The organism is Kitasatospora sp. NPDC094016, from assembly GCF_040304045.1.
GTDB lineage: Bacteria > Actinomycetota > Actinomycetes > Streptomycetales > Streptomycetaceae > Kitasatospora.
The window spans coordinates 153940-178118 of sequence record NZ_JBEOUK010000016.1; the positions used below are offsets into that span (position 1 = coordinate 153940).

Sequence of the window (24179 nt, forward strand, 5' to 3'; positions counted from 1 at the left end):
GTGCACCCCCCAGTACTCGCCGCTACCATAGCCCACGACCGACATCGGACGTCCGGGGGGACATCGTGCCGAGCGACCCAGGATTCACCGTCAAACCGGGCGAGTTGACCGTGGCTGGGAACAACGCGCTGACCGTCGCCGGGAAAGTGCCCGACGAGACCGCAAAGTTGGCCGAGCCGAGCGCCAAGGCGGCCGGGGGGCTGGCGGGTTGGCAGAGCGGGGCGGCGTTGCAGGGGTGCGGGGCGGCCTGGAAGGCGCTGTTGGACGGCCTGGCCGGTGACATGAAGTCGGCCGGCGGCAATCTGCTGACCTGCGCGCAGACGTACGTGAACGCGGACCACCTGCCGGCACCCGCCGCGACTGCGGCCGTCGACCCCTTCAACACGAAGGTGGTCGGCGGCCGCCCGGTCGACTACGCGTAGGTTCCGCCCTGCGTCGTGAAGTCCAGCGTCAGGCAGTCCTCGACCGGCCGGTAGCCGATCTGCTGGTAGATGGAGTTGCTGGTCGGGTTGGCGAGGTCGGTGTAGAGCAGGACCTCGGCCGCCCCCTGGGCGAGGGCGTGGGCGGAGGCGGCGGCGGTGACGGCGCTGGCGTAGCCGCGTCCGCGCTGGTCGGTCGGGGTGTAGACGGGGCCGATGCGGGACATGCCGGCGATCACCGGGCTACTGCCGGCCAGGGCGACGGGGCGGCCGCCGTCCTCCCACAGGTGGAGGCCGCCGGTGGCGATCCGGTCGTCGACGGCCTGGGGGACGTTGGGCAGGTCGACCCCGGCTTCGACGAGGAACTCCTCGTACCAGCAGATCGCCAGTTCGCGGTCGGCCGGGGCGGCGGGTCGGTGGTGGCCGGCGGGCGGGCGGGGCGGGTCGGTCAACTCGCCGAGCCGGTAGAGACGTTCGTTGAAGCGGACGGACTGGCCGGCGCCGGTGGCGGCGGTCCAGGCCGCGGCGAAGGCCCGGACCGCGTCCGCACCTCCGCCGACGCCGGACACCTCGGTGAACTCGTTCCCGGCGGCAGCCAGTTCGACCGCCAGCTCGGCTGCCGCCGCCGGTGTGCAGGAGAGCCGGGGGCCGAACGGCGGCGTCTGGAGGAAGGCTCCTTCGACCGGGCCGCCGGCCAACGGGCGCCACCAGCCGAAGACCGGTGGCCGCTGGCCGAACACGTCCAGGCCGCGTTCGGCCAGCCGGTGTACGACCGTGAGCAGGACGGTGCTCTCGGCCGGGCGGGCGGCGAGGAACTCTTCCGCGTGGCGCCGGAAGTCGTCGAACGAACTGCTCAAGGTCCAGGTCATGGCCCATTCTGGCCCGGCCGCACCCCCTCCCACCAGCGTTTTATTCGACGGCGACGCCCAGCCGCTCGCCGAGGACCGCCGGGTCGGTGGTCGGTGCTTCGCAGGCGAAGTGCCGGCAGACGTAGGCGGCGGGCGCTCCGCCGACCAGCGGCCGGCCCGCCAGCAGCGGCACCTCCGCGCCGCCGTCCTCCGCCGAACCCTCCACCGAACCGTCCGCCGACCCATCCGCCGGGCCCGCCGGCGCGCCCACCGCGACGACCGCCCCGGGCGCGGTCCCGAGCAGCGCGGCCCGGCGCAGTGCGGCGGTGGCCGGGTCGTCGGCCGGGCCGACGACGGCGACTTCGCGCGGCCCATCGAGCAGCGCCTCGGCGACGGCGAGGCCCCAGCCGATGAATCGGGGGGCGCGGGACGCGAGCGCGCCGACGATGCCGAGGGCCCGTTCGGCGGCCGTCCGGTGCCGGTCGGATCCGGTGTAGGCGGCGTAGGTGAGCAGGGCGCCGGCGGCGGCGGTCCAGCCGGACGGGGTGGCGTTGTCGGTGGGGTCCTGGGGGCGCCGGATGAGTTCCTCAGCGTCGTCGGCGGTGTCGTAGAGCGCGCCGGAGGCCTCGTCGGTGAAGTGCTTGAGCACGGTGTCGAGGAGTCCGCCGGCCAGTTGCAGCCAGGCGGCGTCGCCGGTGACGGCGTACAGGGACAGGAAGCCCTCGGCGGTGTCGGCGTAGTCCTCCAGGACGCCCGCATTGGTGCCGGCCCGGCCGTCGCGGGAGGTGCGCAGCAGCCGGCCGTCGGGGGTGAGGTGGACGGCGAGCAGCAGGTCGGCGGCGCGTTCGGCGGCCTCGACGAGGTCAGGGCGTTCCAGGAGGGCGCCGGTCTCGGCGAGGGCGGCGATGGCGAGGCCGTTCCAGGCGGCGACGACCTTGTCGTCGCGGGCGGGGGCGGGCCGCCGGGTGCGGGCTTCGAACAGCCGGGCACGGATGGTCTCGTACTCGGCGAAGTCCTCGGGATCGGCGAGGAGTTGGAGGACGGAGGTGCCGTGTTCGAAGGTGCCGCCGGCGGTGACGGTGAACAGCCGGGCGGCGGTGGCCGCGTCGGCGGGGCCGAGCAGGTCGACCAACTGGCCGGGTTCCCACACGTAGTAGGCGCCTTCGGTGGACTGCCCGGTCTCCTCGTCGAGGCTGTCGGCGTCCAGCGCGGACGCGAACGCGCCTTCGGGGGTGCGCAGTTCGCGCAGCAGGAAGTCTGCGGTGGTCAGCGCGGTCCGGCGCGCCAGCGGGGAGCCGGTGGCCCGCCACAGGTGCACGTAGGCACGCAGCAGCAGGGCGTTGTCGTACAGCATCTTCTCGAAGTGCGGCACGACCCAGCCGGCGTCGACCGCGTACCGGGCGAAGCCGCCGCCGAGCTGGTCGTGGATGCCGCCACGGGCCATCGCCTCGCCGGTGCGGACGGCCATCTCCAGGGCCGCCTCGGAGCCGGTGCGGGCGTGGTGGCGCAGCAGGAACTCGACGACCATCGCCGGTGGGAACTTGGGCGCGCCCCCGAAGCCGCCGTGCCGGTCGTCGAACTCCCGGCTGAGGGCGACCAGCGCCTGGTGCAGATCGGCACCGGCGGGCGGGTGGTGGGCGCCGGCCGAGTAGACGGCGGCGCGCTCGGCGAGGTCGGCCCGGATCCGCCCGGCGACCTCCGCGACCTCCTGCCGCCGCCCCCGCCAGGCGGCGTCGACGCCTTCCAGCACCTGCCGGAAGGACGGCATGCCGTGCCGGGGCTCCGGCGGGAAGTAGGTGCCGAAGTAGAACGGCTCCTTGTCGGGCGTGAGGAACACCGTCATCGGCCAGCCGCCCTGCCCGGTGGCGGCCTGCACGGCCTCCATGTAGACGGCATCGACGTCGGGCCGCTCCTCCCGGTCCACCTTGACGGCGACGAACCGCTCGTTCAGGTAGCCGGCGACCCCGGCGTCTTCGAAGCTCTCGTGAGCCATCACGTGACACCAGTGGCACGCCGCGTACCCGACGCTGAGCAACACCGGGACCCCGCGCCGCTCCGCCTCCGCGAACGCCTCGGGGCCCCAGGGCCACCAGTCGACCGGGTTCTCGGCATGCTGCAGCAGGTACGGCGAGGTCGCGTCCGCGAGACGGTTCGGCATGCCCCCCATCCTCGCGCATCGGGGGCCGGGCGCCGGGACGCCGGCTGCGGCGAGCCGGGCCCCGCGCGCGCCCGCGCGCTACTCCTTGGGGGCTTCCGGCTCCTCCGCGAAGTCGACCTTCTTGAACTGCCGGTTCATGGACTTGGCCAGGAACCAGGTGGCCACGCCGAGGGCGGCGAAGACGACGAAGCCGAGGAGTCCGGGGGTGACCTTGGCGTCGTCGACGGCGAGGTCGGCGGCGAGGTTGACGAGGTTCACGGGGGCGCTCATATCTCTATGGTGGCCCGGCTCACGGGGAGCCGGGCCATCGGGGGGTGGTTCAGTCGCGCGTGTCGGCGGCCTCGACGGCCAGGGTGGGGGTGCGCAGGCCGGCGAACAGGTCGTCCTCCGGCAGGTCCACGTCGATCAGGGTACGGGCGAGTTCGTAGTCCTCGGTGGGCCAGACCTCGCGCTGGACGTCCAGCGGGACGCGGAACCACGGCCCGTCGGGGTCGATCTGGGTGGCGTGGGCGATCAGGGCGCGGTCGCGGGTCTCGAACCAGTCGCCGCAGCTCACCCGGGTGGTGATCTCACGCTCCTGGCGGCCGCTCTTCTCCCAGCCCGCGATCCACTCGCCGTACGGCGAGTCGTGGCCGTGCTCGGTGAGGTACTGGTGCAGAGCGCGGATGCGGCCCATCGGGAAGCCGTGGTTGTAGTAGACCTTCAGCGGCTGCCAGGGCTCGCCGGCCTCCGGGTAGGCGTCCGGGTCACCGGCGGCGTCGAAGGCCAGCATGGTGATCTTGTGGGTCATGATGTGGTCGGGGTGCGGGTAGCCGCCGTTCTCGTCGTAGGTCGTGATGACCTGCGGCTTGAACTCCCGGATCAGCCGGACCAGCGGTTCGGCCGCCTCCTTCACGTCCTCCAGGGCGAAGCAGCCCTCGGGCAGCGGGGGCAGCGGGTCGCCTTCGGGCAGGCCTGAGTCGACGAAGCCGAGCCAGGCCTGCTTGACGCCCAGGATCGCCCGGGCCTCGTCCATCTCCTTGCGGCGCACCTCGTGGATGTTCTCCTCGATGTACGGGTCCCCCTGGAGCTTGGGGTTGAGAACCGACCCGCGTTCGCCCCCGGTGCAGGTGGCCACGAGCACGTCCACTCCCTGGTCGACGTACATGGCCATGGTGGCCGCGCCCTTGCTGGACTCGTCGTCCGGGTGGGCGTGCACCGCCATCAGTCGCAACTGCTCAGTCAACGCCTTGCGTTCCTTCCACATATCGGGCGTTCCGCGAAGTCCGGTCCGCCCACCGTACGAGCCGCTCACGTCGGGGCCGCGTCGCCGCGGGACCGGCCGCGGACGAACCCCGGCCCGGTCGAGCCCCGCCCCCGCCGGACCGGCCGCGGGCGTGCCCCTCCTATAGTGACGGACTGGAGGAGCGTCGCATTCCCCCGCACCACCCGCGCGGCCCCTCCCGTCAGGAGAGGACTGGGTCCGATGAACGCGAGCACCACCACCGCGCAGCTGCCCGAGGGGCGCTACGGCCGGCGCGGCGACCGCGATTCGGACCGCCGCCTGAAGGTGGTCGGCGCGGTCTGCGGCGTGCTGGGCCTGGGCCTGGTGGCCTGGCTGGGCGGCTCCTACCTGCTGCGCGAGACCACGATCAACGGTTCGGTGCCGACCTTCCAGGCGGTCTCGGACTCCGAGGTCGAGCTGCACCTGGCGGTGCGCAAGAGCGGCGGGATGGCCGGCAGCTGCACGGTCCGCTCGCAGGGGTCGGACGGCTCGGTGGTCGGGGTGGCCGACTTCCCGGTGCCGGCCGGCGGCTCCAGCTACGACGCCGTGGTCACGCTGCGGACCACCGCCCGCGGCACCACCGCCGAACTGCTGGGCTGCACGCCGGCGAAGAAGTAAGCCCCGAAGAAGCAGGCCGAAGAAGTACGCCCGCGAAGAGGCGTGGAGGAGGGTCCCGCCCGCCGAGTCGCACCGGCGGCGCGCCCCGCTCACCGGTACTCTGCCGGGCACCACCGGTACTCTGCCGGACACCGGCGCATAACCGATCGGGAGAACGGGCATCCGTAGGAAGTCCCGCACCCGGCCCGGCAGGCACCGCCCCCGTACACCGTGGCACATTCGCTGTACACCGTGGCGCAACGCCAACGTCAATGGCGCGCCAACGACCCTTCTGCTTGTCGGCAGGACTTGTTAGGCTCGTGGTTTCGCCCCTTCCGCACCGGATGGTACGGGAGCGGGCGTTGCTTTGTAGTTACGACCGATATCACCACCAACCCTGCTGACGACTCACACCCTCAGCACAGCCCCAGCACCTACGAGGAGCACCCGTGACCCAGACCAGTGAGAACGTGACCTGGCTCACTCAGGCCGGCTACGACCAGCTGAAGGCCGAGCTGGATCACCTGACCGGGCCCTGGCGCATCGAGATCGCCCAGAAGATCGAGGCGGCGCGCGAGGAGGGGGACCTCAAGGAGAACGCCGGCTATCACGCGGCCAAGGAGGAGCAGGGCAAGTACGAGCTGCGCATCCGCCAGCTGACCCAGCTGCTGGAGCGTGCCAAGGTCGGCGAGGCTCCGGCCGACTCGGGTGTGGTGGCCCCGGGCATGGTCGTCACGGTCGCCTTCGACGGCGACGAGGACGACACCATGGAGTTCCTGCTCGCCTCGCGCGAGGTCGCCGGCTCCGACACCATGGACGTCTACTCTCCGCAGTCGCCGCTGGGCCGCGCGATCGACGGCAAGCAGATCGGCGACGAGGCGACCTACGAGCTGCCGAACGGCAAGCCCGCCATGGTGAAGATCGTCAAGGTCGTGCCGCACGCCGGCTGACCAGGCCTGATCCGACCTGATCCGGCCTGGCCAGGCCGGACCGGGCCGGACCGACCGACGAGGGCGGCCGCGGAGTCCAGGGACTCCGCGGCCGCCCTCGCGGCGTACCGGGCGCGGTTCAGCCCACGGCCGAGCGGTACTTGCGCACCGACAGCCAGGAGAACACCGCGGTGATCAGCACCGACCAGAGCACCGACACCAGCGCGGCGTGCTGCATCGGCCAGGCGGCGTCCACCGGGCCGACCTGGTTGCCGAACAGGTCCCGGCAGGCCTGGACGGTGGCGCTGAACGGGTTCCAGTACGCGACCGTCTGCAGCCAGCCCGGCATCGAGCTGACCGGCACGAAGGCGTTGGAGACGAAGGTCAGCGGGAACAGCCAGATCAGACCGGCCGAGGTGGCCGCCTCGGGGCTGCGCACCGAGAGGCCGATCAGCGCGCCGATCCAGGAGAACGCGTAGCCGAGCAGGAGCAGCAGGCCGAAGGCGCCGAGCGCGTTGAGCACGCCGTCGTGGATGCGCCAGCCGACCAGCAGCGCGACCAGGGCCAGCACGACCACGGTGAACGCGGTCTGGCACAGGTCGGCCAGGGTGCGGCCGACCAGCACCGCCGAGCGGGCCATCGGCAGCGAGCGGAAGCGGTCCACCAGGCCCTTGGTCATGTCCTCCGCGATCCCGGCGGAGGCGCCGGCGACGGCGAAGGTCACGGTCTGGGCGAAGATGCCGGCCATCAGGAACTGGATGTACGAGTCGGAGCTGGAGCTCGCCCCGGGGATCTTGATCGCCCCGCCCATCACGTACGAGAACAGCAGCACGAACATGACCGGCTGCATCAGCCCGAAGACCACGATCTCGGGGATCCTGGTCATCCGGCGCAGGTTGCGCTTGGCGACCACCCAGGAGTCGTGCAGGGTGGCGGCGACGCCGCGGCGCTGCCTGGGCATCGCCTCGCCGATGGCGTGCTCGGTGGCGGTGCTCATCTCAGCGCTCCGTTCCGGCCGCGACGGCCTGCTTGTCCGGCCCCTGGCCGTCGGAGCCGTCCGGCGGCCCCCCGGCGGCCAACCCCTCGGCGGCCGACCCCTCGGCGGCCGGCCCACCCTTACCCCGGCCGCCCCGGCCGCGCCCGCCGGAGCCGTTCTCCTCCTCCACCGCCTCGGCGACGTGGCCGGTGAGGGTGAGGAACACGTCGTCCAGGGTCGGGCGACGCAGGCCGATGTCGTCGATCTCGATGCCGCGCGCGTCCAGTTCGCGGATGACGTCGGCGAGCACCCGGGCGCCGCCGCTGACCGGCACGGTGATCCGGCGGGTGTTCTTCTCCACCGCCGGCTCGCCCAGCGCGTACCCGGACAGCGCCGCGACCGCGTCGGTGACCAGGCCCGGCTCGTGCACCACGACCTCTATCCGCTCGCCGCCGATCTGGGCCTTGAGCTGGTCGGCGGTGCCGCGGGCGATCACCCGGCCGTGGTCGACGACGGCGATGTCGTGCGCCAGCCGGTCGGCCTCCTCCAGGTACTGGGTGGTGAGCAGCAGCGTGGTGCCCTGCTCGACCAGGGTCTCGATGACCTCCCAGAGCGCGAGCCGGTTGCGCGGGTCGAGGCCGGTGGTCGGCTCGTCGAGGAACATCACCGGCGGCCGGACGACCAGCGCGGCGGCGAGGTCGAGGCGGCGGCGCATGCCGCCGGAGTAGGTCTTGGCGGTGCGGTCCTTGGCCTCGGTGAGGTTGAACCACTCCAGCAGCTCCAGCGCCCGGGCCTTCGCCTGACGGGCGCTCATCTGGTAGAGCTCGCCGACCATCTGGAGGTTCTCGAAGCCGGTGAGGTACTCGTCGACCGCCGCGTACTGGCCGGACAGGCCGATCAGGCTGCGGACCTTGTTGGGGTGCTTGAGCACGTCGACTCCGGCGACCACCGCGCGGCCCGAGTCGGGGCGCAGCAGGGTGGTGAGGACCCGCACGGTGGTGGTCTTGCCGGCCCCGTTCGGGCCGAGCAGCCCGAGCACCGTGCCCTCGGGGACGTCGAGGCTCACGCCGTCCAGGGCTCGTACGTCGCCGAAGGTCTTGACCAGGTTCTCGGCTTGGATGGCTGGCGCCATGGCCTGCCTCATCTCCTCGGACGAATATGGGCGATCTGTCACACTCTGCCCCTTTTTTGGGCATGCGGGCGACTCGGTTTTCGCCTACCGGCGCACAGAACGCGATGTATCGCGAGTCTGGCAGCACGCGATATATCGCGTCAAGGCATAGGGCTCCGCCATCGTGACAGGGACCACTGACATCCACCGAGATCCGCCGAGGCCCGCCCCACACCATCCGGCGCCCGAGACACCAAGCCCCCCGAGCGCCCAAGCGCCCCGACAAGCACCCCGAGCGCCTCAGGCGCCTTCGGAACTCAGCCGGAAACGACGTACCCCGCGTCCCGCAGCTCGCCGACCACGGCCGCGCAGTGCTCCGGCCCCTTGGTCTCCAGGTGCAGGTCCACCTCGACCTCGGTCAGCCCCAGCCGCGGGTCGATCCGCACGTGCGCGACGTCCAGCACGTTGGCGTCCAGCCTGGTCAGCACCCCCAGCAGGTCGGCCAGCGAGCCCGGCTTGTCCGCCAGCCGCACCCGCAGCGACAGGTACCGGCCGGCCGCCGCCAGCCCGTGCCGCAGCACCCGCTGCATCAGCTGCGGGTCGATGTTGCCGCCGGACAGCACGGCCACCACCGGCCCCTCGAAGGAGTCCGGCTGCTCCAGCAGCGCCGCGATCGGGGCCGCCCCGGCCGGTTCGACCACCAGTTTCAAACGCTCCAGGCCGAGCAGCAGGGCCCGCGACAGCGCGTCCTCGGAGACCGTCCGGACGCCGTCCGCCAGCGAGTTGACCACCTCGAACGGGATGTCCCCGGGCCGGCCGACCATGATCCCGTCGGCCATCGTGGCGTAGTGCTCCAGCGACACCGGCCGCCCGGCCGCCAGCGAGGGCGGGTACGCGGCCGCGCCCGCCGCCTGCACCCCCACCACCCGGACGTCCGGCCGCAACGGCTTGACCGCCGCCGCGATCCCGGCCAGCAGGCCGCCGCCGCCCACCCCGACCAGGATGGTCCGCGCCTCGGGGCACTGCTCCAGGATCTCCAGCCCGACGGTCGCCTGGCCGGTGACCACGTCCCAGTGGTCGAAGGGGTGGATGAACACCGCGCCGGTCGCCTCCGAGTACCGCTGCGCGGCCTGCAACGCCTCGTCCACCGTCGCGCCGTGCAGCCGGACCTGCGCGCCGTACTCCCGGGTCGCCGCGACCTTGGGCAGCGGCGCCGCGACCGGCATGAACACGGTCGAGTGCACCCCCAGCAGCGCGGCCGCCAGCGCCACCCCCTGCGCGTGGTTGCCCGCGCTCGCCGCCACCACCCCGCCGGCCCGCTGCACAGGCGAGAGCCCGGCGATCCGCACGTACGCGCCGCGCAGCTTGAACGAACCGGTGCGCTGGAGGTTCTCGCACTTCAGATGGACCGGCGCGCCGATCAGCCCGGACAGGTACCGGCTGCCCTCCATCGGCGTCACCCGGGCGATTCCGGCGAGCATCTTCTGGGCGCCGCGGACGTCGTCGAGGGTGACCGGCCAGTTGTGCATAACGCCAGCCTACGGTGGTCGACACCGGCAATCCGGGATGCCGGGGCTGTTCCCGGGCCCGCTCCGCCCGCGTACGCTGCTGCTTCTGAGCCTCCCTCACCGCACGACGATCGTGAGCCGCGATGACGACGACCTCGCCCCAGGCCACCGACCGCACCGACCCCGTGCACGCCCGACTCCAGTACCAGCTGGCGGTGTTCGCCCGCCGGATGGACCAGGTCCGGACCACCGGCGGCGGTCTCGGCGCGCTGGACCGGGCCGCCTACCTGCTGCTCGACCGCCTGGAGCGGCACGGGCCCGCCAACGTCAAGGCGCTGGCCGAGTCGCTCGGCGTCGACTCCTCCACGGTGACCCGGCAGGTCGCCCCGCTGGTCGCGGGCGGGCTGGTCGGCAGGGTCCAGGACCCGGCCGACCGCCGCGCCGTACGCCTCGCGCTGACCCCGGTCGGCTCCGGCCGGCTGGCCGAAGTCCGCGACGGGCGGGCCGAGTTGACCCGCCGTCTGACGGCCGACTGGCCGCCCGAGGAACAGCAGGCGTTCTGCGCCCTGCTGGCCCGCTTCAACCACGCGATGGAGTCGTACACCGCGGACCAGCAGGGCCAGTGACCGCCGACGGCCGGAAGCCGTCCCCCGCGCCCGGACCGATCAGTCGTCGACACACAGCCGAACGAGTGCATTAACACGATTTTCAGATGACAACACCAGTGAGTCGTGATGCTCGGCCCTCCAGCCCGGAACACTCCGAGGGCCCATTGTGTCCACATGGTGAGAGGACTGAGGTGAAGCCCAGTCAGAACCCGGTGACCACCGTCACCTGGAGACGCCGACTCGGCAGGACGGTGGGTTCCGTCCTGGCCCTGACGCTCGTGCCCTTCGGCATGTCGCTCGTCGCACCACAGGCCGCGTACGCGGCCGGTCTCCCGGGCGGCCTCGGGCCGTGCCTCGGTGCGGACTGTCCCGCGACGTTCCCCCCGGTCAACAACGGTCCCTTCGCAGGCCGCGACGCCGGCATCAACATCTTCGTCGGCGGCGACTTCAACGTCGGCGGTTCCGCCGCCGAGGCCGAGGGGCACGTGGTGACCCTCGGCAACTTCGACCTGAACAAAGCCCCGGGAGCCAGCTCCGTCTACAACATCGGCATCGTCGGCGTCGGCTCACGGGTCCCCCCGCCGAACGGCGCCGACTTCCTCACCGCCGGAGGCAACGTCACGGTGGCCCCGGGGCAGCGGCTCCTGGCGGAGGGCGGCGTCGTCCGCTACGCGGGCACGGCCACGGGCACCATCCTCGGTACGAAGGTCCAGGAAGCTCAGGCCGTGGCCGCCTACACACCGCTGCGCGGCCAGCTGCAGACCGCGAGCGAGTGCTACGCCGGGGTCGGCACACCCCGCCCCGCCACCGGAACCGCGGTCAACCAGGGGTTCCAGACCCTGTTCACCGGTGACGGCACCTCCGCACTCCAGGTCTTCAACGTCGACTTCGACATCGCCGGGAGGGGAGGCTCCACCCAGGGCATCGCGTTCGCCGGCATCCCCGCGAACGCGACGGTACTCGTCAACCTCGTGGGCGGCACCCGCACCATCAACACCTACAGCGGGAGCCTCCAGGACACCGACCCCTGGAACCGGCTGCGCGAGCGCCTCCTGTGGAACTTCCCCGCCGCGACGTCCGTCACGCTCACGGGATCGGGGCAGTTCCAGGGCAGTGTGCTGGTCGGCAACCCGGCCAGCACCGCCACCATGAGCCTGCCCGGTCTGAACGGACGGTTCTTCACCACCGGTTCGCTGCTGCAGAACTCCGGCTCGGGGATGACCGGGACCGAGTTCCACGCCTATCCCTTCAACGGCGACCTTCCGGCGTGCGGAAGTCCCACTCCCACCGCCTCGACCAGCGTGACGAAGGTCGACTCCGTCACGGGGCAGCCCCTGGCGGGGGCCACCTTCCAGCTGTGGCGTGAAACCAACGGCGTCCCCGGCCTCCAGACCTCGGGGGTCACCCCGGACACCGAGGTGGGCGCCCCCTGCACGACCGGGGCGAACGGCGTCTGCTCCACGGCCGACCTCCCGCTGGGCACCTACTACTGGCAGGAGACCGCCGCTCCCCCCGGCTACGACCTGCCGGAACTCAACGTCACCACCGTCGTCCTCGACACCAACGGACAGAACGTCCCGATCACCGTCCAGGACACCAAAGCCACCGCCCCGACCGCGTCAACGAGCGTGACCAAGGTCGACTCCGCCACGGGCCAACCACTGGCCGGCGCCACCTTCCAGCTGTGGCACGAGACCAACGGCGTCCCCGGCCTCCAGACCACCGGCCCCAACCCCGACACCCCCGTCGGCTCCCCCTGCACCACCGGAGCGAACGGCACCTGCTCAGCCAGCGGTCTCCCCCTCGGCACCTACTACTGGCAGGAGGTGTCGGCGCCCAACGGCTACGACCTGCCGGAACTCAACGTCACCACCGTCGTCCTCGACACCAACGGGCAGAACGTCCCGATCACCGTCCAGGACACCAAGACCATCGCCCCGACCGGCTCCACCGCGGTCACCAAGGTCGACTCCGCCACGGGCCAACCACTGTCCGGCGCCACCTTCCAGCTGTGGCACGAGACCAACGGCGTCCCCGGCCTCCAGACCACCGGCCCCAACCCCGACACCCCCGTCGGCTCCCCCTGCACCACCGGAGCGAACGGCACCTGCTCCGCCAGCGGCCTCCCCCTCGGCACCTACTACTGGCAGGAGACCGCCGCTCCCCCCGGCTACGACCTGCCCCAGCCCGCGGTGACGACCGTGGTCCTCGACACGAACGGACAGAGCATCCCCGTCACCGTCCAGGACACCAAGACCACCACCCCGACCGGCTCCACCACGGTCACCAAGGTCGACTCCGACACCGGACAGCCTCTGGCCGGCGCCACCTTCCAGCTGTGGCACGAGACCAACGGCGTCCCCGGCCTCCAAACCACCGGGACCAACCCCGACACCCCCGTCGGCTCCCCCTGCACCACCGGGGCGGACGGCGTCTGCTCCGCGGACAACCTTCCGCTGGGCACCTACTACTGGCAGGAGGTGTCGGCGCCCCCCGGCTACGAACTGCCCCGGACCGCGGTGACCACGGTCGAACTGACTGCGGACTGCCCGTGTGTGACGATCACGGTCGAGGACAGGAAGTGCCCGCCGAAGCCGTGTCCGCGCCCCCCTCACCCGCCGCACTCATGGGCCTCGGCGGACTCATGGACCCTGCGGGGCGGGTGGAACCTCTGGGACCTGGTGCGCGGTGAGTCCGGTCCGAACGAGGACTGCACTTCCGCGTCCCTCACTTCCTGGAAGCGCTCCTGAAGGACCGCTCCGGCGCGAGCGCGTGAGGGCATGAAGTGATGGACCGGCCGGAGGAGCCCGCAGGGGCTCCTCCGGCCGAGTGCGTCGACAGCGCGTCAGGTGACCATCGCGGTCCCCGGACTGCTCACCGAGGCCGGAGATCCTCGACAGACTCCGGGCCTCTGAACGCGTCCTAGCCCAGCGCCTGCTTGAGGTCGGCGAGCAGGTCGTCGATCGACTCGATGCCGACCGAGACGCGCACCAGGTCGGCGGGCACCTCCAGCGCCGAACCGGCCACCGAGGCGTGGGTCATCCGGCCCGGGTGCTCGATCAGCGACTCCACACCGCCGAGCGACTCACCGAGGGTGAACAGCTGCGCGCGGTTGCAGACCTCGACCGCCGCCTCCTCACCGCCCTGGACCCGGAACGAGACCATGCCGCCGAAGGCCTTCATCTGCTTGGCCGCGATCTCGTGGCCGGGGTGCTCGGGCAGGCCCGGGTACAGCACCTGGCTGACCTTCGGGTGGCTCGCCAGCAGCTCGGCGACCTTCTCCGCGTTGGCGCTGTGCCGGTCCATCCGGACACCCAGCGTCTTGATGCCGCGCAGCACCAGCCAGGCGTCGAACGGCCCGGAGACGGCGCCCATCGCGTTCTGGTGGTACGCCACCTCCTCGCCCAGGCTCGCGTCGGCCAGCACCAGCGCACCGCCGACCACGTCCGAGTGGCCGCCCATGTACTTGGTCGTGGAGTGCACGACCGCGTCCGCGCCGAGCGCGATCGGCTGCTGCAGGTACGGGCTGGCGAAGGTGTTGTCGACCACCAGCAGCGCGCCGGCGCCGTGCGCGACCTCGGCGAGCGCGGCCAGGTCGGTGATGCCCAGCAGCGGGTTGGACGGGGTCTCCACCCAGACCGCGCGGGTGTTGGGGCGCAGCGCGGCCCGGACGGTGGCCAGGTCCTGGGTGTTGGCGACGGAGAACTCGACGCCCCAGCGGGTCAGCACCTTGGCGAACAGCCGGAAGGTGCCGCCGTAGGCGTCGTTGGGGATCACGATGTGGTCGCCCGGCTTGAGGATGGTGCGCAGCAGGGTGTCCTCGGCGGCCAGGCCGGAGGCGAAGGCGAGGCCGCGGGCGCCGCCCTCCAGCGCCGCGAGGCACTCCTCCAGCGCGGTGCGGGTCGGGTTGGCGCTGCGGCTGTACTCGTAGCCGCCCCGCAGGCCGCCCACCCCGTCCTGCTTGTAGGTGGACACCTGGTAGATCGGCGTGACGACGGCCCCGGTCTGGGGGTCTGCTTCCTGACCCGCGTGGATGGCGAGGGTCTCGAAGCCCTGGGGAAGCTGGTGCTCGGTCATGGGTCGAGCCTAGTGGCCGTACGGCCCGGCGCCCTCCGGAACGTCGCAGCCCGCCGTGAACCGGGCCGACCGTGAACCGGGCCGACTGCGAACCGGGGCCGCGGCGGAATCCGGGCGGCGCCGGAATCCGGGGGCGGCCCGCCGCGTTGAACCCTGCGCAACCCTCCCTACCCCGCAGGAGCAGGCCGTGCTGTTCAACCGCCACAAGACCTCGCTCGTTCCCGCCGACCAGGCGCTGCCCGGCCGGGAGTCGCCGGGCTTCGCTCTGCGCGAGCCGCACACCGTGCTCGGCCACCCGCTCACCGGGCCGTACCCGGACGGCCTGGAGGTGGCCGACTTCGGGCTGGGCTGCTTCTGGGGCGCCGAGCGGACGTTCTGGCGCCTGCCCGGCGTCTGGACGACGCTGGTCGGCTACCAGGGCGGCTACACCCCCCACCCGACGTACGAGGAGGTGTGCAGCGGGCTGACCGGGCACACCGAGGCGGTCCGGGTGGTGTACGACCCCTCGGTGATCTCCTACGAGCGGCTGCTGAAGACCTTCTGGGAGGCGCACGACCCGACCCAGGGCAACCGCCAGGGCAACGACGTCGGCACCCAGTACCGCTCCGCCGTCTACACCCACTCCCCCGCCCAGGCCGCCGCCGCGGCCGCCGGCCGGGACGCCTTCCAGCCGGCCCTGACCGCGCTCGGCTACGGCCCGATCACCACCGAGATCGCCCCGGCCGGCCCGTTCTACCCGGCCGAGCCGTACCACCAGCAGTACCTGTCCGACGCCAAGAACCCGAACGGCTACTGCGGCCTCGGCGGCACCGGCGCCTCCTGCCCGATCGGCGTGGCCCGCACGCAGGGCTGACCGTCCGTGACCGTTCCGGCGGGCCGGCCACCCGAGGTGACCGCCCGCCGGCCGGGGCGCAGACTGGAAGGGCCAGCAGACGGGCCTGCCTCCTCTCCGCGCGGGCGGCCGGGCCGTCCGCGCGGAGAGGAGTGCGCCATGTCCGGTCTCGTCCGCATGAACTTCGACGCCCCCGAGGAGGTCCGCCCCTTCGAGGAGGGCACGGGGGAGCTGCGCCTGGTCAACCTGGACGCCGGCCCGGTGGGCCGGGCCGTGTTCCACCCGGGTTGGCAGTGGTCCAAGCACGTGAAGCCGATCGCCAGGACCGACAGCTGCCGGGCCGCCCACACGGGGTACGTGGTCTCGGGCCGGATGAGGATCGTCATGGACGACGGTCAGGAGACCGAGTTCGGCCCCGGCGACCTGATGATCTGCCCGCCCGGGCACGACGCCTGGATCGTCGGCGACGAGCCCTGCGTCATCGTCGACTGGCAGGGCTTCGCCGACTACGCCAAGCGCTGACCGGCGGCTCCCGGCGTCAGACCGCGCTGCCGGCCTTCCAGGCGGCCCAGCCGAGGTTCCAGCCGTTCAGGCCGTTGTCCGGCGCGACGGTCTTGTCGCCGGAGTTCACGACCTCGACCACGTCGCCGACCATGGAGCTCTTGTAGAACTTGTAGCCGTCCGTGCTGCCGTCCTGCGCGCCCTTGGCGTCCTGGAGGCCGATGCAGCCGTGGCTGGTGTTCTGGCCGCCGAAGATCGACGACGAGGACCAGTAGTTGCCGTGGATGAAGGTGCCCGAGGTGGTGAGCCGCTGGGCGTGCGGCACGTCCGCGATGTCGTACTCGCTGCCGAGGTTGACGGTCTGCGAGTTCATCCGGGTCTGCTGGAACTGCTCGGAGATCACCATCTTGCCGCCCCAGGTGCGGTGCTCGGGGGACCCGCCGGAGATCTTGTAGACGGCGCTGACCTGGCCGTCGGTGGTGACGGTGAGCTTCTTGGCGCCGAGGTCGGCGACGCTGGTCTGGGCCCGGCCGATGGTGAAGCGGACGTCCTTGGACTGGGTGCCGTAGACGCCCTTGGCGCCCTCGACGTCCTTGAGCCGGAGCTTGAGGGTGACCTTGGTGCCCTTGGCCCAGTACTCCTGCGGCCGGAAGTCGAGGCGGGTGCTGGAGAACCAGTACCCGACGATCTCGACGCCCGGCTCGGCTATCACGGTGATCGCCTGCTGGACGGCCTTGCGGTCGGTGATCGGCTTGCTGAACGTGATCGAGACGGGCATGCCGACGCCGACGACCGAGCCGTCCTCGGGCGTGAAGTAGCCGACGAAGGTGTTGGCCGGGGTGGCCGTGGTGAAGGTGGCGTTGGCGTCCGCCTCCAGCTTGTCCTTGTCGAGGGCGGTGGCGGCCACGGTGTACTTGGTGCCGCTGGCGGGGGCGGCGGCCGAGGTCCAGCTGGCGCCGTCGGAGGCGAGCTGGCCGGCCAGTTCCTTGCCCGTGGAGTCGGTGACCTTGACGGTGCCCAGGGTGCCGTTGCTGACGGTGACCTTGACCGGCTCGCTGAAGCTGGCGGAGGCGGCCCCGTCCGCGGGAGTGACGGTGATGACGGCGGTCGAGGTCTTCGGCGCGCTGCTGGTCCCGCCGGAGCCGCTGCCGGTACCCGGGGTCCCACCGGAACCACCCGAGCCACCCGAGCCGTTGGCGTCGGCGCTCTTGGTGTCGTTGCAGGCCGCGAGCAGCAGGACCGGCGCCCCGATCAGGCCCGCGAGCACTCCGCGCCGGCTCCAGTTGCCTCCGCCTGCCCGCCCCTGACCGTCCCGTGCCGTCACGTCGCGTCTCCCTGCTGATCATCCCGGGCATTTACGGATACAGAAACGCAATCCGGCCGTGCACGGTTCCACCTCCGAAGGGTAAGCGATCGTATGAGATGACCCAACTTCCCGGTGAACAGGGAGAAACGCCCGGCCTGCGGGGCAGACCGGGCGTTCACGAGCGCTGACGAGCCGGCGGGGTGAGGCCGCTACTCGGCGGACTCGTCCACCACGTACTCGTCCCACCCCTCGTTCTCGGGGTCGAACTCGGTCTGCGCCGACTCCCAGGTCGCCGAGGCCAGCTCGACACCCGGCACGTCGCCGAGCAGCGCCACCGGGTCGATGAAGTGGGCGAGCGAACCCGACGGGTCCACCTCGATGGCGTCGACGGACTGGGCGCGCTCGTCGTCGTCGAGGTACTCGTCCTCGGTCACCTGCTTCAGGGCGGCGGCCTTGAGCGCGCCCTCGTCGGTGATCTCCGCGATGAGCTCGATCTTGAGCCGGACGTAGCGCGGCTCGTCCTGGGTGGTTTCAGTGCTGGTCATGCGTGTGAGCGTACGGGAAGGGCCGGTCCCTCGGAGAAGGACCGGCCCTGCCGTTCTCCGCCTCGGTTCCCCCACCCGGGAACCGCGGAGACGCGCCGTGCGGCGCGCGGTGCCGCGGGAGCCGCCGCACCCTGTCGACCGGCCGCAGCCGGGCAGGGGCGGGACGACGACGCCTCCCGCGGAGGCCCCTCTCCCCCGTTGCCGGGCTGGAGGGCGGACACGGAGAGCCGGGTCAGGACCGCCCGACGTGTCCGGAGCCGACCGCGTCCGCCGGGGAGCCGCTCCCGGACGGTTGCCGTCGTCTCGCTCGGCGTCTCGCCGTTGACCACCACGATGCCGGACCGTTGTTAACCGCGTGCTGCGGGCAGGTGACGCCGGTGTACCACTTCGCCCGTGGGCGAACCGCGGGCAAAACGTGGGCGAAACCTCGTCCGCCCCGCCGACCGGAGCCGGTGGCGGGGTCGGGGCCGGTCAGGGCCGGTCAGGGCCGGCCAGGGCCCGGGGCCGACGGGTCAGTGCGCGGCGCGGCCGGCGAGGAAGCCCAGCAGGTCCTGGCGGGTGACGATGCCCTGCGGCTTGCCCTCCACCAGCACCACCGCGGCGTCGGCCTTCTCCAGCACGGTCATCAGGTTGGTGACCGTCTCGCCCGCACCGACGACCGGCAGCGGCTTGGACATCACCCGGTCCAGCGTGTCGGTCAGCTCGATCTCCTTAGCGAAGACGCCCTCCAGCAGCAGCTTCTCCGCCACCGAGCCGATCACCTCGCCGGCCATGATGTCGGGGTGCCCGGCACCCGGGGAGACCACCGGCATCTGCGAGACGCCGTACTCGCGCAGCACCCGGACCGCCTCGGCGACCGTCTCGTTCGGGTGCATGTGGACGAACTGCGGGATGCCCTCGTGCTCGATGGCGTCCTTGCGGGCCAGCACCTCGCCGATGTGCGCCTCGTCGGTGGCCGAGGGCAGGAAGCCGTAGTCGGCCATCCAGTCGTCGTTGAAGATCTTGGACAGGTAGCCGCGGCCGCCGTCCGGCAGCAGCACCACCACGACGTCGTCCGGGCCCAGGCCCTTGGCCACCTCCAGCGCGGCCACCACGGCCATGCCGCAGGAGCCGCCGACCAGCAGGCCCTCCTCCTTGGCCAGGCGGCGGGTCATCTGGAAGGAGTCCTTGTCGGAGACGGCGACGATGCCGTCGGCGACGTCACGGTCGTAGGCGGTCGGCCAGAAGTCCTCACCCACGCCCTCGACCAGGTACGGCCGGCCGGTGCCGCCCGAGTAGACCGAGCCCTCCGGGTCGGCGCCGATCACCTTGACCTTGCCGCCCGAGACCTCCTTCAGGTAGTTGCCGGTGCCGGAGATGGTGCCGCCGGTGCCGACGCCCGCCACGAAGTGGGTGATCCGGCCCTCGGTCTGCTCCCACAGCTCCGGACCGGTGGAGTGGTAGTGCGAGGCCGGGTTGTCCGGGTTGGAGTACTGGTCCGGCTTCCAGGCGTTCGGGGTCTCCCGGACGAGCCGGTCGGAGACGTTGTAGTACGAGTCCGGGTGCTCGGGGGCCACAGCGGTGGGACAGACGACCACCTCGGCGCCGTACGCGCGCAGGGTGTTGATCTTGTCGGTGGACACCTTGTCCGGACAGACGAAGATGCACTTGTAGCCCTTCTGCTGGGCCACGATCGCCAGGCCGACACCGGTGTTGCCGGAGGTCGGCTCGACGATGGTGCCGCCCGGCTTCAGGGCGCCCGAGGCCTCGGCGGCCTCGATCATGCGCATCGCGATGCGGTCCTTCACCGAACCGCCGGGGTTGAAGTACTCGACCTTCGCCAGCACTGTCGCGCTGATGCCCTCGGTGACCTTGTTCAGCTTGACCAGCGGAGTGTTGCCGACGAGGTCGATGATCGAGTTGTGGTACCGCACGGGGGTCCTCCCGGTTGTGGGCATGCGAGTGCTTTCGGTACTGCAAAGCCTAGGCCGTGCCGCCCGCCCCAGCCCGCCCTTCCGCCCCACCCGCCCCCCGCCCCGCCCCGGCCCCGCGCGGCGGCCCACCACCCGCCTTCCTCCCCCAATGGCCCAGCCCCGCAGGTAGCCCCGGCCCCCGCGCGGGTAGGAGGGGGGTGCAGGCATCGCCATGGCCCCGGAGGGGGCGGCACCAGGACGCGAAGGGGGCATCGGATGCCAGGGGCACAGGACTCGCGGGCCCGGGTGGCCCGCCGGATCGCCACCGCGGCGGCGTACGGCGGCGGCGGGCTCGGCCTGCTGGGCGTGGGCCTGGTGGGCGTGCTGCTCACCGAGAGCAAGCTGGCGATCCAGGCCATCGGCGTGCTGGAGGGCGATCCGCCCAAGGCCGACGGCGTCTACGGCGAGGCCTTCGCCGACAGCTCCGCCGCCACGCAGCCGCCGCTGGTGCTGGCCGTCCTCGGTGACTCCACCGGCGCCGGCCTCGGTGTGCTGCGGGCCCGGGAGACCCCGGGCGCGCTGCTGGCCGCGGGCCTCGCCTCGGTGGCCGAGCGCCCGGTCCGGCTGGTCAACGTGGCCCGCACCGGCGGCCGTTCCGCCCACCTCTCGGGCCAGCTGGAGCAGGCGCTGCCGCACCACCCGGACGTCGCCGTGCTCATGATCGGCGCCAACGACGTGACCCGGCACAGCCCGGCCCAGCTGGCCGTCCGCCAACTCGGCGAGGCGGTCGCGGCGCTGCGGGCGAACGGCTGCGAGGTGGTGGTCGGCACCTGCCCGGACCTCGGGACGATCAAGCCGGTGCGCCCGCCGCTGCGCTGGGTGGCCCGCCGGCTGAGCCGGCAGCTGGCGGCCGCGCAGACCATCGCGGTCGTGGAGGCCGGCGGCCGGACGGTCTCGCTGGGCTCGCTGCTGGGCCCGGAGTTCGCGGCGCGCCCGGAGATGTTCGCCGCCGACCGCTACCACCCGTCCGCCCAGGGCTACGCGACGGCCGCGATGGCCGTGCTGCCCTCGGTGTGCGCCGCGCTCGGTCTCTGGCCGGAGGAGGAGCGCCCGGCCGCACCCCTGCCGGGCGGGACGGTGCTGCCGGTGGCGATGGCCGCCGCCGCCGCGGCCGGGCGTTCGGGCACCGAGGTCGCGGCCGTCGAGGCGGAGGGCACCGGCCGCCGCTGGGCGTTGCTGCGCCACCGGCTGCGGGTCGGGCTGCCCGGCTCGTGGGCGCCCGAGGAGGCCCGGGAAGGAGGCGTTCCAGAGGCCGGCGACACGTCGGCCAGCTCACACGCCGGGACGGGTGACGCCTGATCTACCAGGCGGTAACTTTCCTCCCGGACGCCAGTCCGCCGTCACCCAGCGAGGAGCCCGCCATGCCCGAAGCCGTCATCGTCAGCGCCACCCGTTCGCCGATCGGCCGGGCCTTCAAAGGCTCGCTCAAGGACGTCCGCCCCGACGACCTGACCGCCCACGTCATCCAGGCCGCGCTGGCCAAGGTCCCGCAGCTCGACCCGCGCGAGATCGACGACCTGATGCTCGGCTGCGGCCTGCCCGGCGGCGAGCAGGGCCACAACCTGGCCCGCATCGTGGCCGTCCAGATGGGCATGGACTACCTGCCCGGCGCCACCATCACCCGCTACTGCTCGTCCTCGCTGCAGACCACGCGGATGGCACTGCACGCGATCAGGGCCGGCGAGGGCGACGTCTTCCTCTCGGCCGGCGTGGAGACCGTCTCGCGCAGCGTGAACGGGACCTCGGACGGCATGCCGGGCACCACGAACCCGGTCTTCGACGAGGCCCAGGCCCGCACCGCCAAGCGCGCCGAGGAGGGCGGCGGGGAGTGGCACGACCCGCGCGAGGACGGCCTGCTGCCGGACGCCTACATCGCGATGGGCCAGACCGCCGAGAACCTGGCCGCGCTCAAGGGGATCACCCGCGCCGAGCAGGACGAGTTCGGCGTCCGCTCGCAGAACCTCGCCGAGGCCGCCATCAAGGCCGGCTTCTGGGAGCGCGAGATCACCCCGGTGACGCTCCCGGACGGCACCGTGGTGAGCAAGGACGACGGCCCGCGCGCCGGCGTCACGCTGGAGGGCGTCTCCGGCCTGAAGCCGGTGTTCCGACCGGACGGCACCGTGACCGCCGGTAACTGCTGCCCGCTGAACGACGGCGCCGCCGCGCTGGTCATCATGTCCGACACCAAGGCCCGGGAGCTGGGCATCACCCCGCTCGCCCGGGTGGTCTCCACCGGCGTCAGCGCGCTCTCCCCCGAGATCATGGGCTACGGCCCGGTCGAGGCCTCCCGGCAGGCGCTGCGGCGGGCCGGCCTGACCATCGACGACATCGACCTGGTCGAGATCAACGAGGCCTTCGCCGCCCAGGTGATCCCGTCCTACCGGGATCTCGGCATCGACTTGGACAAGCTGAACGTCAACGGCGGCGCGATCGCCGTCGGCCACCCCTTCGGCATGACCGGCGCCCGGATCACCACCACCCTGATCAACTCCCTGCAGTGGCACGACAAGCAGTTCGGTCTGGAGACCATGTGCGTCGGCGGCGGCCAGGGCATGGCGATGGTGATCGAGCGCCTCAGCTGACCCCGCCGGCCACCCCGAAAGGGTCTGGACCACCCATTTGGAGTGACCGTGAGTAATTGAGGGCCGGATCACATCGCGAGGTCGATCCGGCCCTCTTTTCGCTCGTTTTCGGCTCGGAAATCGACACTGCGGAGCGGATCAACTCCACTGCGTAGAACGGTGTTACCTAACAATTTGGGGACAAGAGCGAAAGTCCCGCACAAATTAGACATTCGCCACTGCGGCAACAGCCCCGGATGCGGCAGTGTGGACACGTAACCCCGTTCCGCTCCTCGCTAGGAGTACGTTCCGTGAGCGCCGTCTACACCATCCTGCTGCTGATCCTGATCACCGTGTCGACCGCCGTGCTGCTCCACCTCCGGGGACTCTCCCGCCGGCTGGACGCGCAGGCCGCGGCCCAGGCCGCCCCCGCGCCGGTGGACCAGGCCGCGATACGCCAGGCCGTCACCGAGGCACTCGCCGCCGACCGCGAGCGGGAGATCACCGAGGCCCGGGCGTTCTGGGCCGAGCAGGAGGCCCGCGCGGCCGAGGACGCGCCACTGTTCGACTCCCCGTACACCGGCCCGTTCGCCAGCACCGACGAGTGGCCGCTGTTCTTCCCCCGCCCCACCGGCCCGCAGGACGCCGTCGACAACGCCGGCACCATGGACCCGGAGTTCGGCGAGGCGCTGCGCTCCGCGCTGGAGGACCTGATCAACGAGGGCCCCGCCGAGCCCGGCCCCGAGGGCGGCTCGTCGCTGTTCCCCGGCCAGGGCGCCGGCACCTCCTCCGGCGGCCCCACCGTCGCCTCCGCCTCCACCGGCTCCGCCGAGCCCACCGGGGACGCCCGCGCACGCCGCGAGGCCGACCTGCTGGCCACCGGCCTGGAGGCCGGGCTGCTGGACGCCGACCAGGCCGTCGAGGACGCCCCGGTCGCCACGCCCGACCCGCGCCGCCACCCCTCCCACCCCGACTTCGTGCCCAGCCAGGCGCCGTCCCGCGAGTGGACCGACACCCGGCTGGCCACCCTCGCCGACGAGGCCGTCGCCCTGATCGACGTCCGCCCGGGCCCGCTGGGCACCCTGGACGTGTACGCCTTCGCCGACGGCACCACGCTCTGCGTGGCCCCGGGCGACCGGGAGGCGGCCTACCGGCTGATCGACGCGGTCCGTGCCGGTGAGCACGTCCGGCTGCTCGGCGGCTCGCGCTTCTCCGGCTCGTACTCGCTGACCTTCTCCACCGACGAGGAGGCCGTCTACGTCCTCGCGGACCGGGTGGTCGCCAGCATCTGACGCCTCCCCAGCGGCGGGGCAGCACAGCACACACGGCGCAGCACACCGAAGGCCGGCCGGGTCAAGGGGTTACCGACCCGGCCGGCCTTCGGCGTGTCCGGACGTCTACCCGCAGAGCGCCGCCGTCGCGCGCACTGCGGCCACCGCGCCGGCCAGCACCTCCGCGGCCGCCACCGGCCCGCCCGGCAGGGCGACCGCGTCGCCCTCCGGCAGGGCCGCCAGCGCGGCCGCCAGGTCGTGCCCGGCGACGGCCAGTTGATCCCCCGCCGCGAAGGCCCCGGCGTCCGGGAACTCCCGCTCCGGCCCGCCCTCCGCCGCCAGCGCCGACTCGGCCAGCCGCCGGGCCAGCGCCAGCACGGCCGCCGCCCGCGAGGCGTGCCCGGGCACGGCACCCAGCAGTTTGCTCTGCGGCAGCGAGCGGAAACGATCCGCCAGGGAGTCGACGGCTTCGACCAGGAGCTGTACGTCATGCATGACAGGGAGCCTAAACGCCGCCGGGCCCCCGGAGCGTTTCGCTCCGGGGGCCCGGCGGCAGTGGTACGGCGGGAACGCGATTAGGGCGCGTATTCGGTCGTGATCAATCTGCGCGATTTACCTTCGCAGCGGGTCCAGTTCCGGTAAACCGTGGTGCGTGACGCGAGCGCAACTGACGGATGCAGAGTGGGTGTTGATCGAGCCGTACTTGCCGATCGGCG

General features: G+C 72.4%; 22 protein-coding genes. 10 read left to right on the plus strand and 12 right to left on the minus strand.

The features are described from left to right. The first annotated feature begins 104 nt into the window (after positions 1 to 104). Positions 105 to 422: a hypothetical protein gene (locus ABT015_RS17870; RefSeq protein ID WP_350879991.1), complete on the plus strand. Its 318-nt coding sequence runs from the start codon at positions 105 to 107 to the stop codon at positions 420 to 422. Here ABT015_RS17870 and ABT015_RS17875 read toward each other — a convergent pair. The 4 genes from ABT015_RS17875 to mca form a co-directional block, all read right to left on the minus strand. Continuing rightward, positions 413 to 1288 (minus strand): GNAT family N-acetyltransferase, encoded by an 876-nt coding sequence (locus ABT015_RS17875; RefSeq protein ID WP_350879993.1) that lies wholly within the window; start codon positions 1286 to 1288, stop codon positions 413 to 415. The two genes, ABT015_RS17870 and ABT015_RS17875, sit on opposite strands and share 10 nt — an antisense overlap. 40 nt (positions 1289 to 1328) lie before the next feature. Beyond that, entirely contained in the window at positions 1329 to 3425 is a 2097-nt protein-coding gene (locus ABT015_RS17880; RefSeq protein ID WP_350879995.1) for a thioredoxin domain-containing protein, read from the minus strand. 78 nt (positions 3426 to 3503) lie between these two features. Beyond that, a complete protein-coding gene (locus ABT015_RS17885) occupies positions 3504 to 3695 on the minus strand; it encodes a hypothetical protein (RefSeq protein WP_063348010.1) in 192 nt (63 codons plus the stop codon). Between the two features lie 49 nt (positions 3696 to 3744). After that, complete coding sequence (mca, locus tag ABT015_RS17890) at positions 3745 to 4650, minus strand: mycothiol conjugate amidase Mca (protein WP_350879998.1); 906 nt, start codon at positions 4648 to 4650, stop codon at positions 3745 to 3747. A gap of 240 nt (positions 4651 to 4890) precedes the next feature. Between mca and ABT015_RS17895 the strand changes: the two genes are divergently transcribed. Further along, on the plus strand, positions 4891 to 5307 hold the full coding sequence (locus ABT015_RS17895) for a DUF4307 domain-containing protein (protein WP_350880000.1): 417 nt from the start codon (positions 4891 to 4893) through the stop codon (positions 5305 to 5307). Between the two features lie 428 nt (positions 5308 to 5735). Next, a complete protein-coding gene (gene greA, locus ABT015_RS17900) occupies positions 5736 to 6236 on the plus strand; it encodes a transcription elongation factor GreA (RefSeq protein ID WP_063348012.1) in 501 nt (166 codons plus the stop codon). 118 nt (positions 6237 to 6354) lie between these two features. Here greA and ABT015_RS17905 read toward each other — a convergent pair whose 3' ends face one another. From ABT015_RS17905 to ilvA, 3 genes are all read right to left on the minus strand, one after another. After that, positions 6355 to 7212: an ABC transporter permease gene (locus ABT015_RS17905; protein ID WP_350880002.1), complete on the minus strand. Its 858-nt coding sequence runs from the start codon at positions 7210 to 7212 to the stop codon at positions 6355 to 6357. Position 7213: 1 nt separating this feature from the next. After that, on the minus strand, positions 7214 to 8323 hold the full coding sequence (locus tag ABT015_RS17910; protein WP_350880004.1) for an ATP-binding cassette domain-containing protein: 1110 nt from the start codon (positions 8321 to 8323) through the stop codon (positions 7214 to 7216). Between the two features lie 296 nt (positions 8324 to 8619). Next, a complete protein-coding gene (ilvA, locus tag ABT015_RS17915) occupies positions 8620 to 9831 on the minus strand; it encodes a threonine ammonia-lyase (protein ID WP_350880006.1) in 1212 nt (403 codons plus the stop codon). A gap of 122 nt (positions 9832 to 9953) precedes the next feature. On the opposite strand from ilvA, the gene ABT015_RS17920 reads away from it, so the two are divergent. Together ABT015_RS17920 and ABT015_RS17925 are read left to right on the plus strand one after the other, a co-directional pair. Then, a complete protein-coding gene (locus ABT015_RS17920) occupies positions 9954 to 10436 on the plus strand; it encodes a MarR family winged helix-turn-helix transcriptional regulator (RefSeq protein ID WP_063348015.1) in 483 nt (160 codons plus the stop codon). Between the two features lie 173 nt (positions 10437 to 10609). After that, complete coding sequence (locus tag ABT015_RS17925) at positions 10610 to 13168, plus strand: SpaA isopeptide-forming pilin-related protein (protein ID WP_350880008.1); 2559 nt, start codon at positions 10610 to 10612, stop codon at positions 13166 to 13168. A gap of 172 nt (positions 13169 to 13340) precedes the next feature. Here ABT015_RS17925 and ABT015_RS17930 read toward each other — a convergent pair whose 3' ends face one another. Then, a complete protein-coding gene (locus ABT015_RS17930; RefSeq protein WP_063348017.1) occupies positions 13341 to 14495 on the minus strand; it encodes a cystathionine gamma-synthase in 1155 nt (384 codons plus the stop codon). A gap of 187 nt (positions 14496 to 14682) precedes the next feature. Between ABT015_RS17930 and msrA the strand changes: the two genes are divergently transcribed. Together msrA and ABT015_RS17940 are read left to right on the plus strand one after the other, a co-directional pair. Beyond that, positions 14683 to 15348 (plus strand): peptide-methionine (S)-S-oxide reductase MsrA, encoded by a 666-nt coding sequence (msrA, locus tag ABT015_RS17935; protein WP_350880011.1) that lies wholly within the window; start codon positions 14683 to 14685, stop codon positions 15346 to 15348. A gap of 138 nt (positions 15349 to 15486) precedes the next feature. Beyond that, on the plus strand, positions 15487 to 15849 hold the full coding sequence (locus tag ABT015_RS17940) for a cupin domain-containing protein (protein WP_350880013.1): 363 nt from the start codon (positions 15487 to 15489) through the stop codon (positions 15847 to 15849). A 16-nt stretch (positions 15850 to 15865) separates the two neighbouring features. Here ABT015_RS17940 and ABT015_RS17945 read toward each other — a convergent pair whose 3' ends face one another. The 3 genes from ABT015_RS17945 to ABT015_RS17955 form a co-directional block, all read right to left on the minus strand. Next, a complete protein-coding gene (locus ABT015_RS17945) occupies positions 15866 to 17152 on the minus strand; it encodes a L,D-transpeptidase (RefSeq protein WP_350880015.1) in 1287 nt (428 codons plus the stop codon). A 191-nt stretch (positions 17153 to 17343) separates the two neighbouring features. Then, the gene (locus ABT015_RS17950) at positions 17344 to 17679 is read right to left on the minus strand and encodes a hypothetical protein (RefSeq protein WP_063348021.1); all 336 of its coding nucleotides are present in this window, start codon (positions 17677 to 17679) and stop codon (positions 17344 to 17346) included. Positions 17680 to 18191: 512 nt separating this feature from the next. Further along, a complete protein-coding gene (locus ABT015_RS17955; RefSeq protein WP_350880017.1) occupies positions 18192 to 19592 on the minus strand; it encodes a cystathionine beta-synthase in 1401 nt (466 codons plus the stop codon). 255 nt (positions 19593 to 19847) lie between these two features. Between ABT015_RS17955 and ABT015_RS17960 the strand changes: the two genes are divergently transcribed. The 3 genes from ABT015_RS17960 (at position 19848) to ABT015_RS17970 (ending at position 23484) form a co-directional block, all read left to right on the plus strand. Then, on the plus strand, positions 19848 to 20930 hold the full coding sequence (locus ABT015_RS17960; protein ID WP_350880019.1) for an SGNH/GDSL hydrolase family protein: 1083 nt from the start codon (positions 19848 to 19850) through the stop codon (positions 20928 to 20930). Positions 20931 to 20992: 62 nt separating this feature from the next. Next, positions 20993 to 22213 (plus strand): acetyl-CoA C-acetyltransferase, encoded by a 1221-nt coding sequence (locus ABT015_RS17965; RefSeq protein ID WP_063348024.1) that lies wholly within the window; start codon positions 20993 to 20995, stop codon positions 22211 to 22213. 290 nt (positions 22214 to 22503) lie between these two features. Beyond that, positions 22504 to 23484, plus strand: coding sequence for a hypothetical protein (locus tag ABT015_RS17970; protein WP_350880021.1), 981 nt, complete (start codon positions 22504 to 22506; stop codon positions 23482 to 23484). A gap of 105 nt (positions 23485 to 23589) precedes the next feature. On the opposite strand, the gene ABT015_RS17975 is transcribed toward ABT015_RS17970, so the two are convergent. Next, positions 23590 to 23958 carry a hypothetical protein gene (locus ABT015_RS17975; RefSeq protein WP_350880023.1) on the minus strand — a complete coding sequence of 123 codons (369 nt, stop codon included), beginning with the start codon at positions 23956 to 23958 and terminating at the stop codon, positions 23590 to 23592. Positions 23959 to 24179: the final 221 nt, after the last annotated feature.

Coding starts and splice junctions, on each gene's coding strand:
- ABT015_RS17875 (WP_350879993.1), bottom strand. CDS start 1,288: ATGACCTGGACCTTGAGCAGTTCGTTCGACGACTTCCGGCGCCACGCG.
- ABT015_RS17880 (WP_350879995.1), bottom strand. CDS start 3,425: ATGCCGAACCGTCTCGCGGACGCGACCTCGCCGTACCTGCTGCAGCAT.
- ABT015_RS17885 (WP_063348010.1), bottom strand. CDS start 3,695: ATGAGCGCCCCCGTGAACCTCGTCAACCTCGCCGCCGACCTCGCCGTC.
- ABT015_RS17895 (WP_350880000.1), top strand. CDS start 4,891: ATGAACGCGAGCACCACCACCGCGCAGCTGCCCGAGGGGCGCTACGGC.
- ABT015_RS17905 (WP_350880002.1), bottom strand. CDS start 7,212: ATGAGCACCGCCACCGAGCACGCCATCGGCGAGGCGATGCCCAGGCAG.
- ABT015_RS17910 (WP_350880004.1), bottom strand. CDS start 8,323: ATGGCGCCAGCCATCCAAGCCGAGAACCTGGTCAAGACCTTCGGCGAC.
- ilvA (WP_350880006.1), bottom strand. CDS start 9,831: ATGCACAACTGGCCGGTCACCCTCGACGACGTCCGCGGCGCCCAGAAG.
- ABT015_RS17920 (WP_063348015.1), top strand. CDS start 9,954: ATGACGACGACCTCGCCCCAGGCCACCGACCGCACCGACCCCGTGCAC.
- ABT015_RS17930 (WP_063348017.1), bottom strand. CDS start 14,495: ATGACCGAGCACCAGCTTCCCCAGGGCTTCGAGACCCTCGCCATCCAC.
- ABT015_RS17940 (WP_350880013.1), top strand. CDS start 15,487: ATGTCCGGTCTCGTCCGCATGAACTTCGACGCCCCCGAGGAGGTCCGC.
- ABT015_RS17950 (WP_063348021.1), bottom strand. CDS start 17,679: ATGACCAGCACTGAAACCACCCAGGACGAGCCGCGCTACGTCCGGCTC.
- ABT015_RS17960 (WP_350880019.1), top strand. CDS start 19,848: ATGCCAGGGGCACAGGACTCGCGGGCCCGGGTGGCCCGCCGGATCGCC.
- ABT015_RS17965 (WP_063348024.1), top strand. CDS start 20,993: ATGCCCGAAGCCGTCATCGTCAGCGCCACCCGTTCGCCGATCGGCCGG.
- ABT015_RS17975 (WP_350880023.1), bottom strand. CDS start 23,958: ATGCATGACGTACAGCTCCTGGTCGAAGCCGTCGACTCCCTGGCGGAT.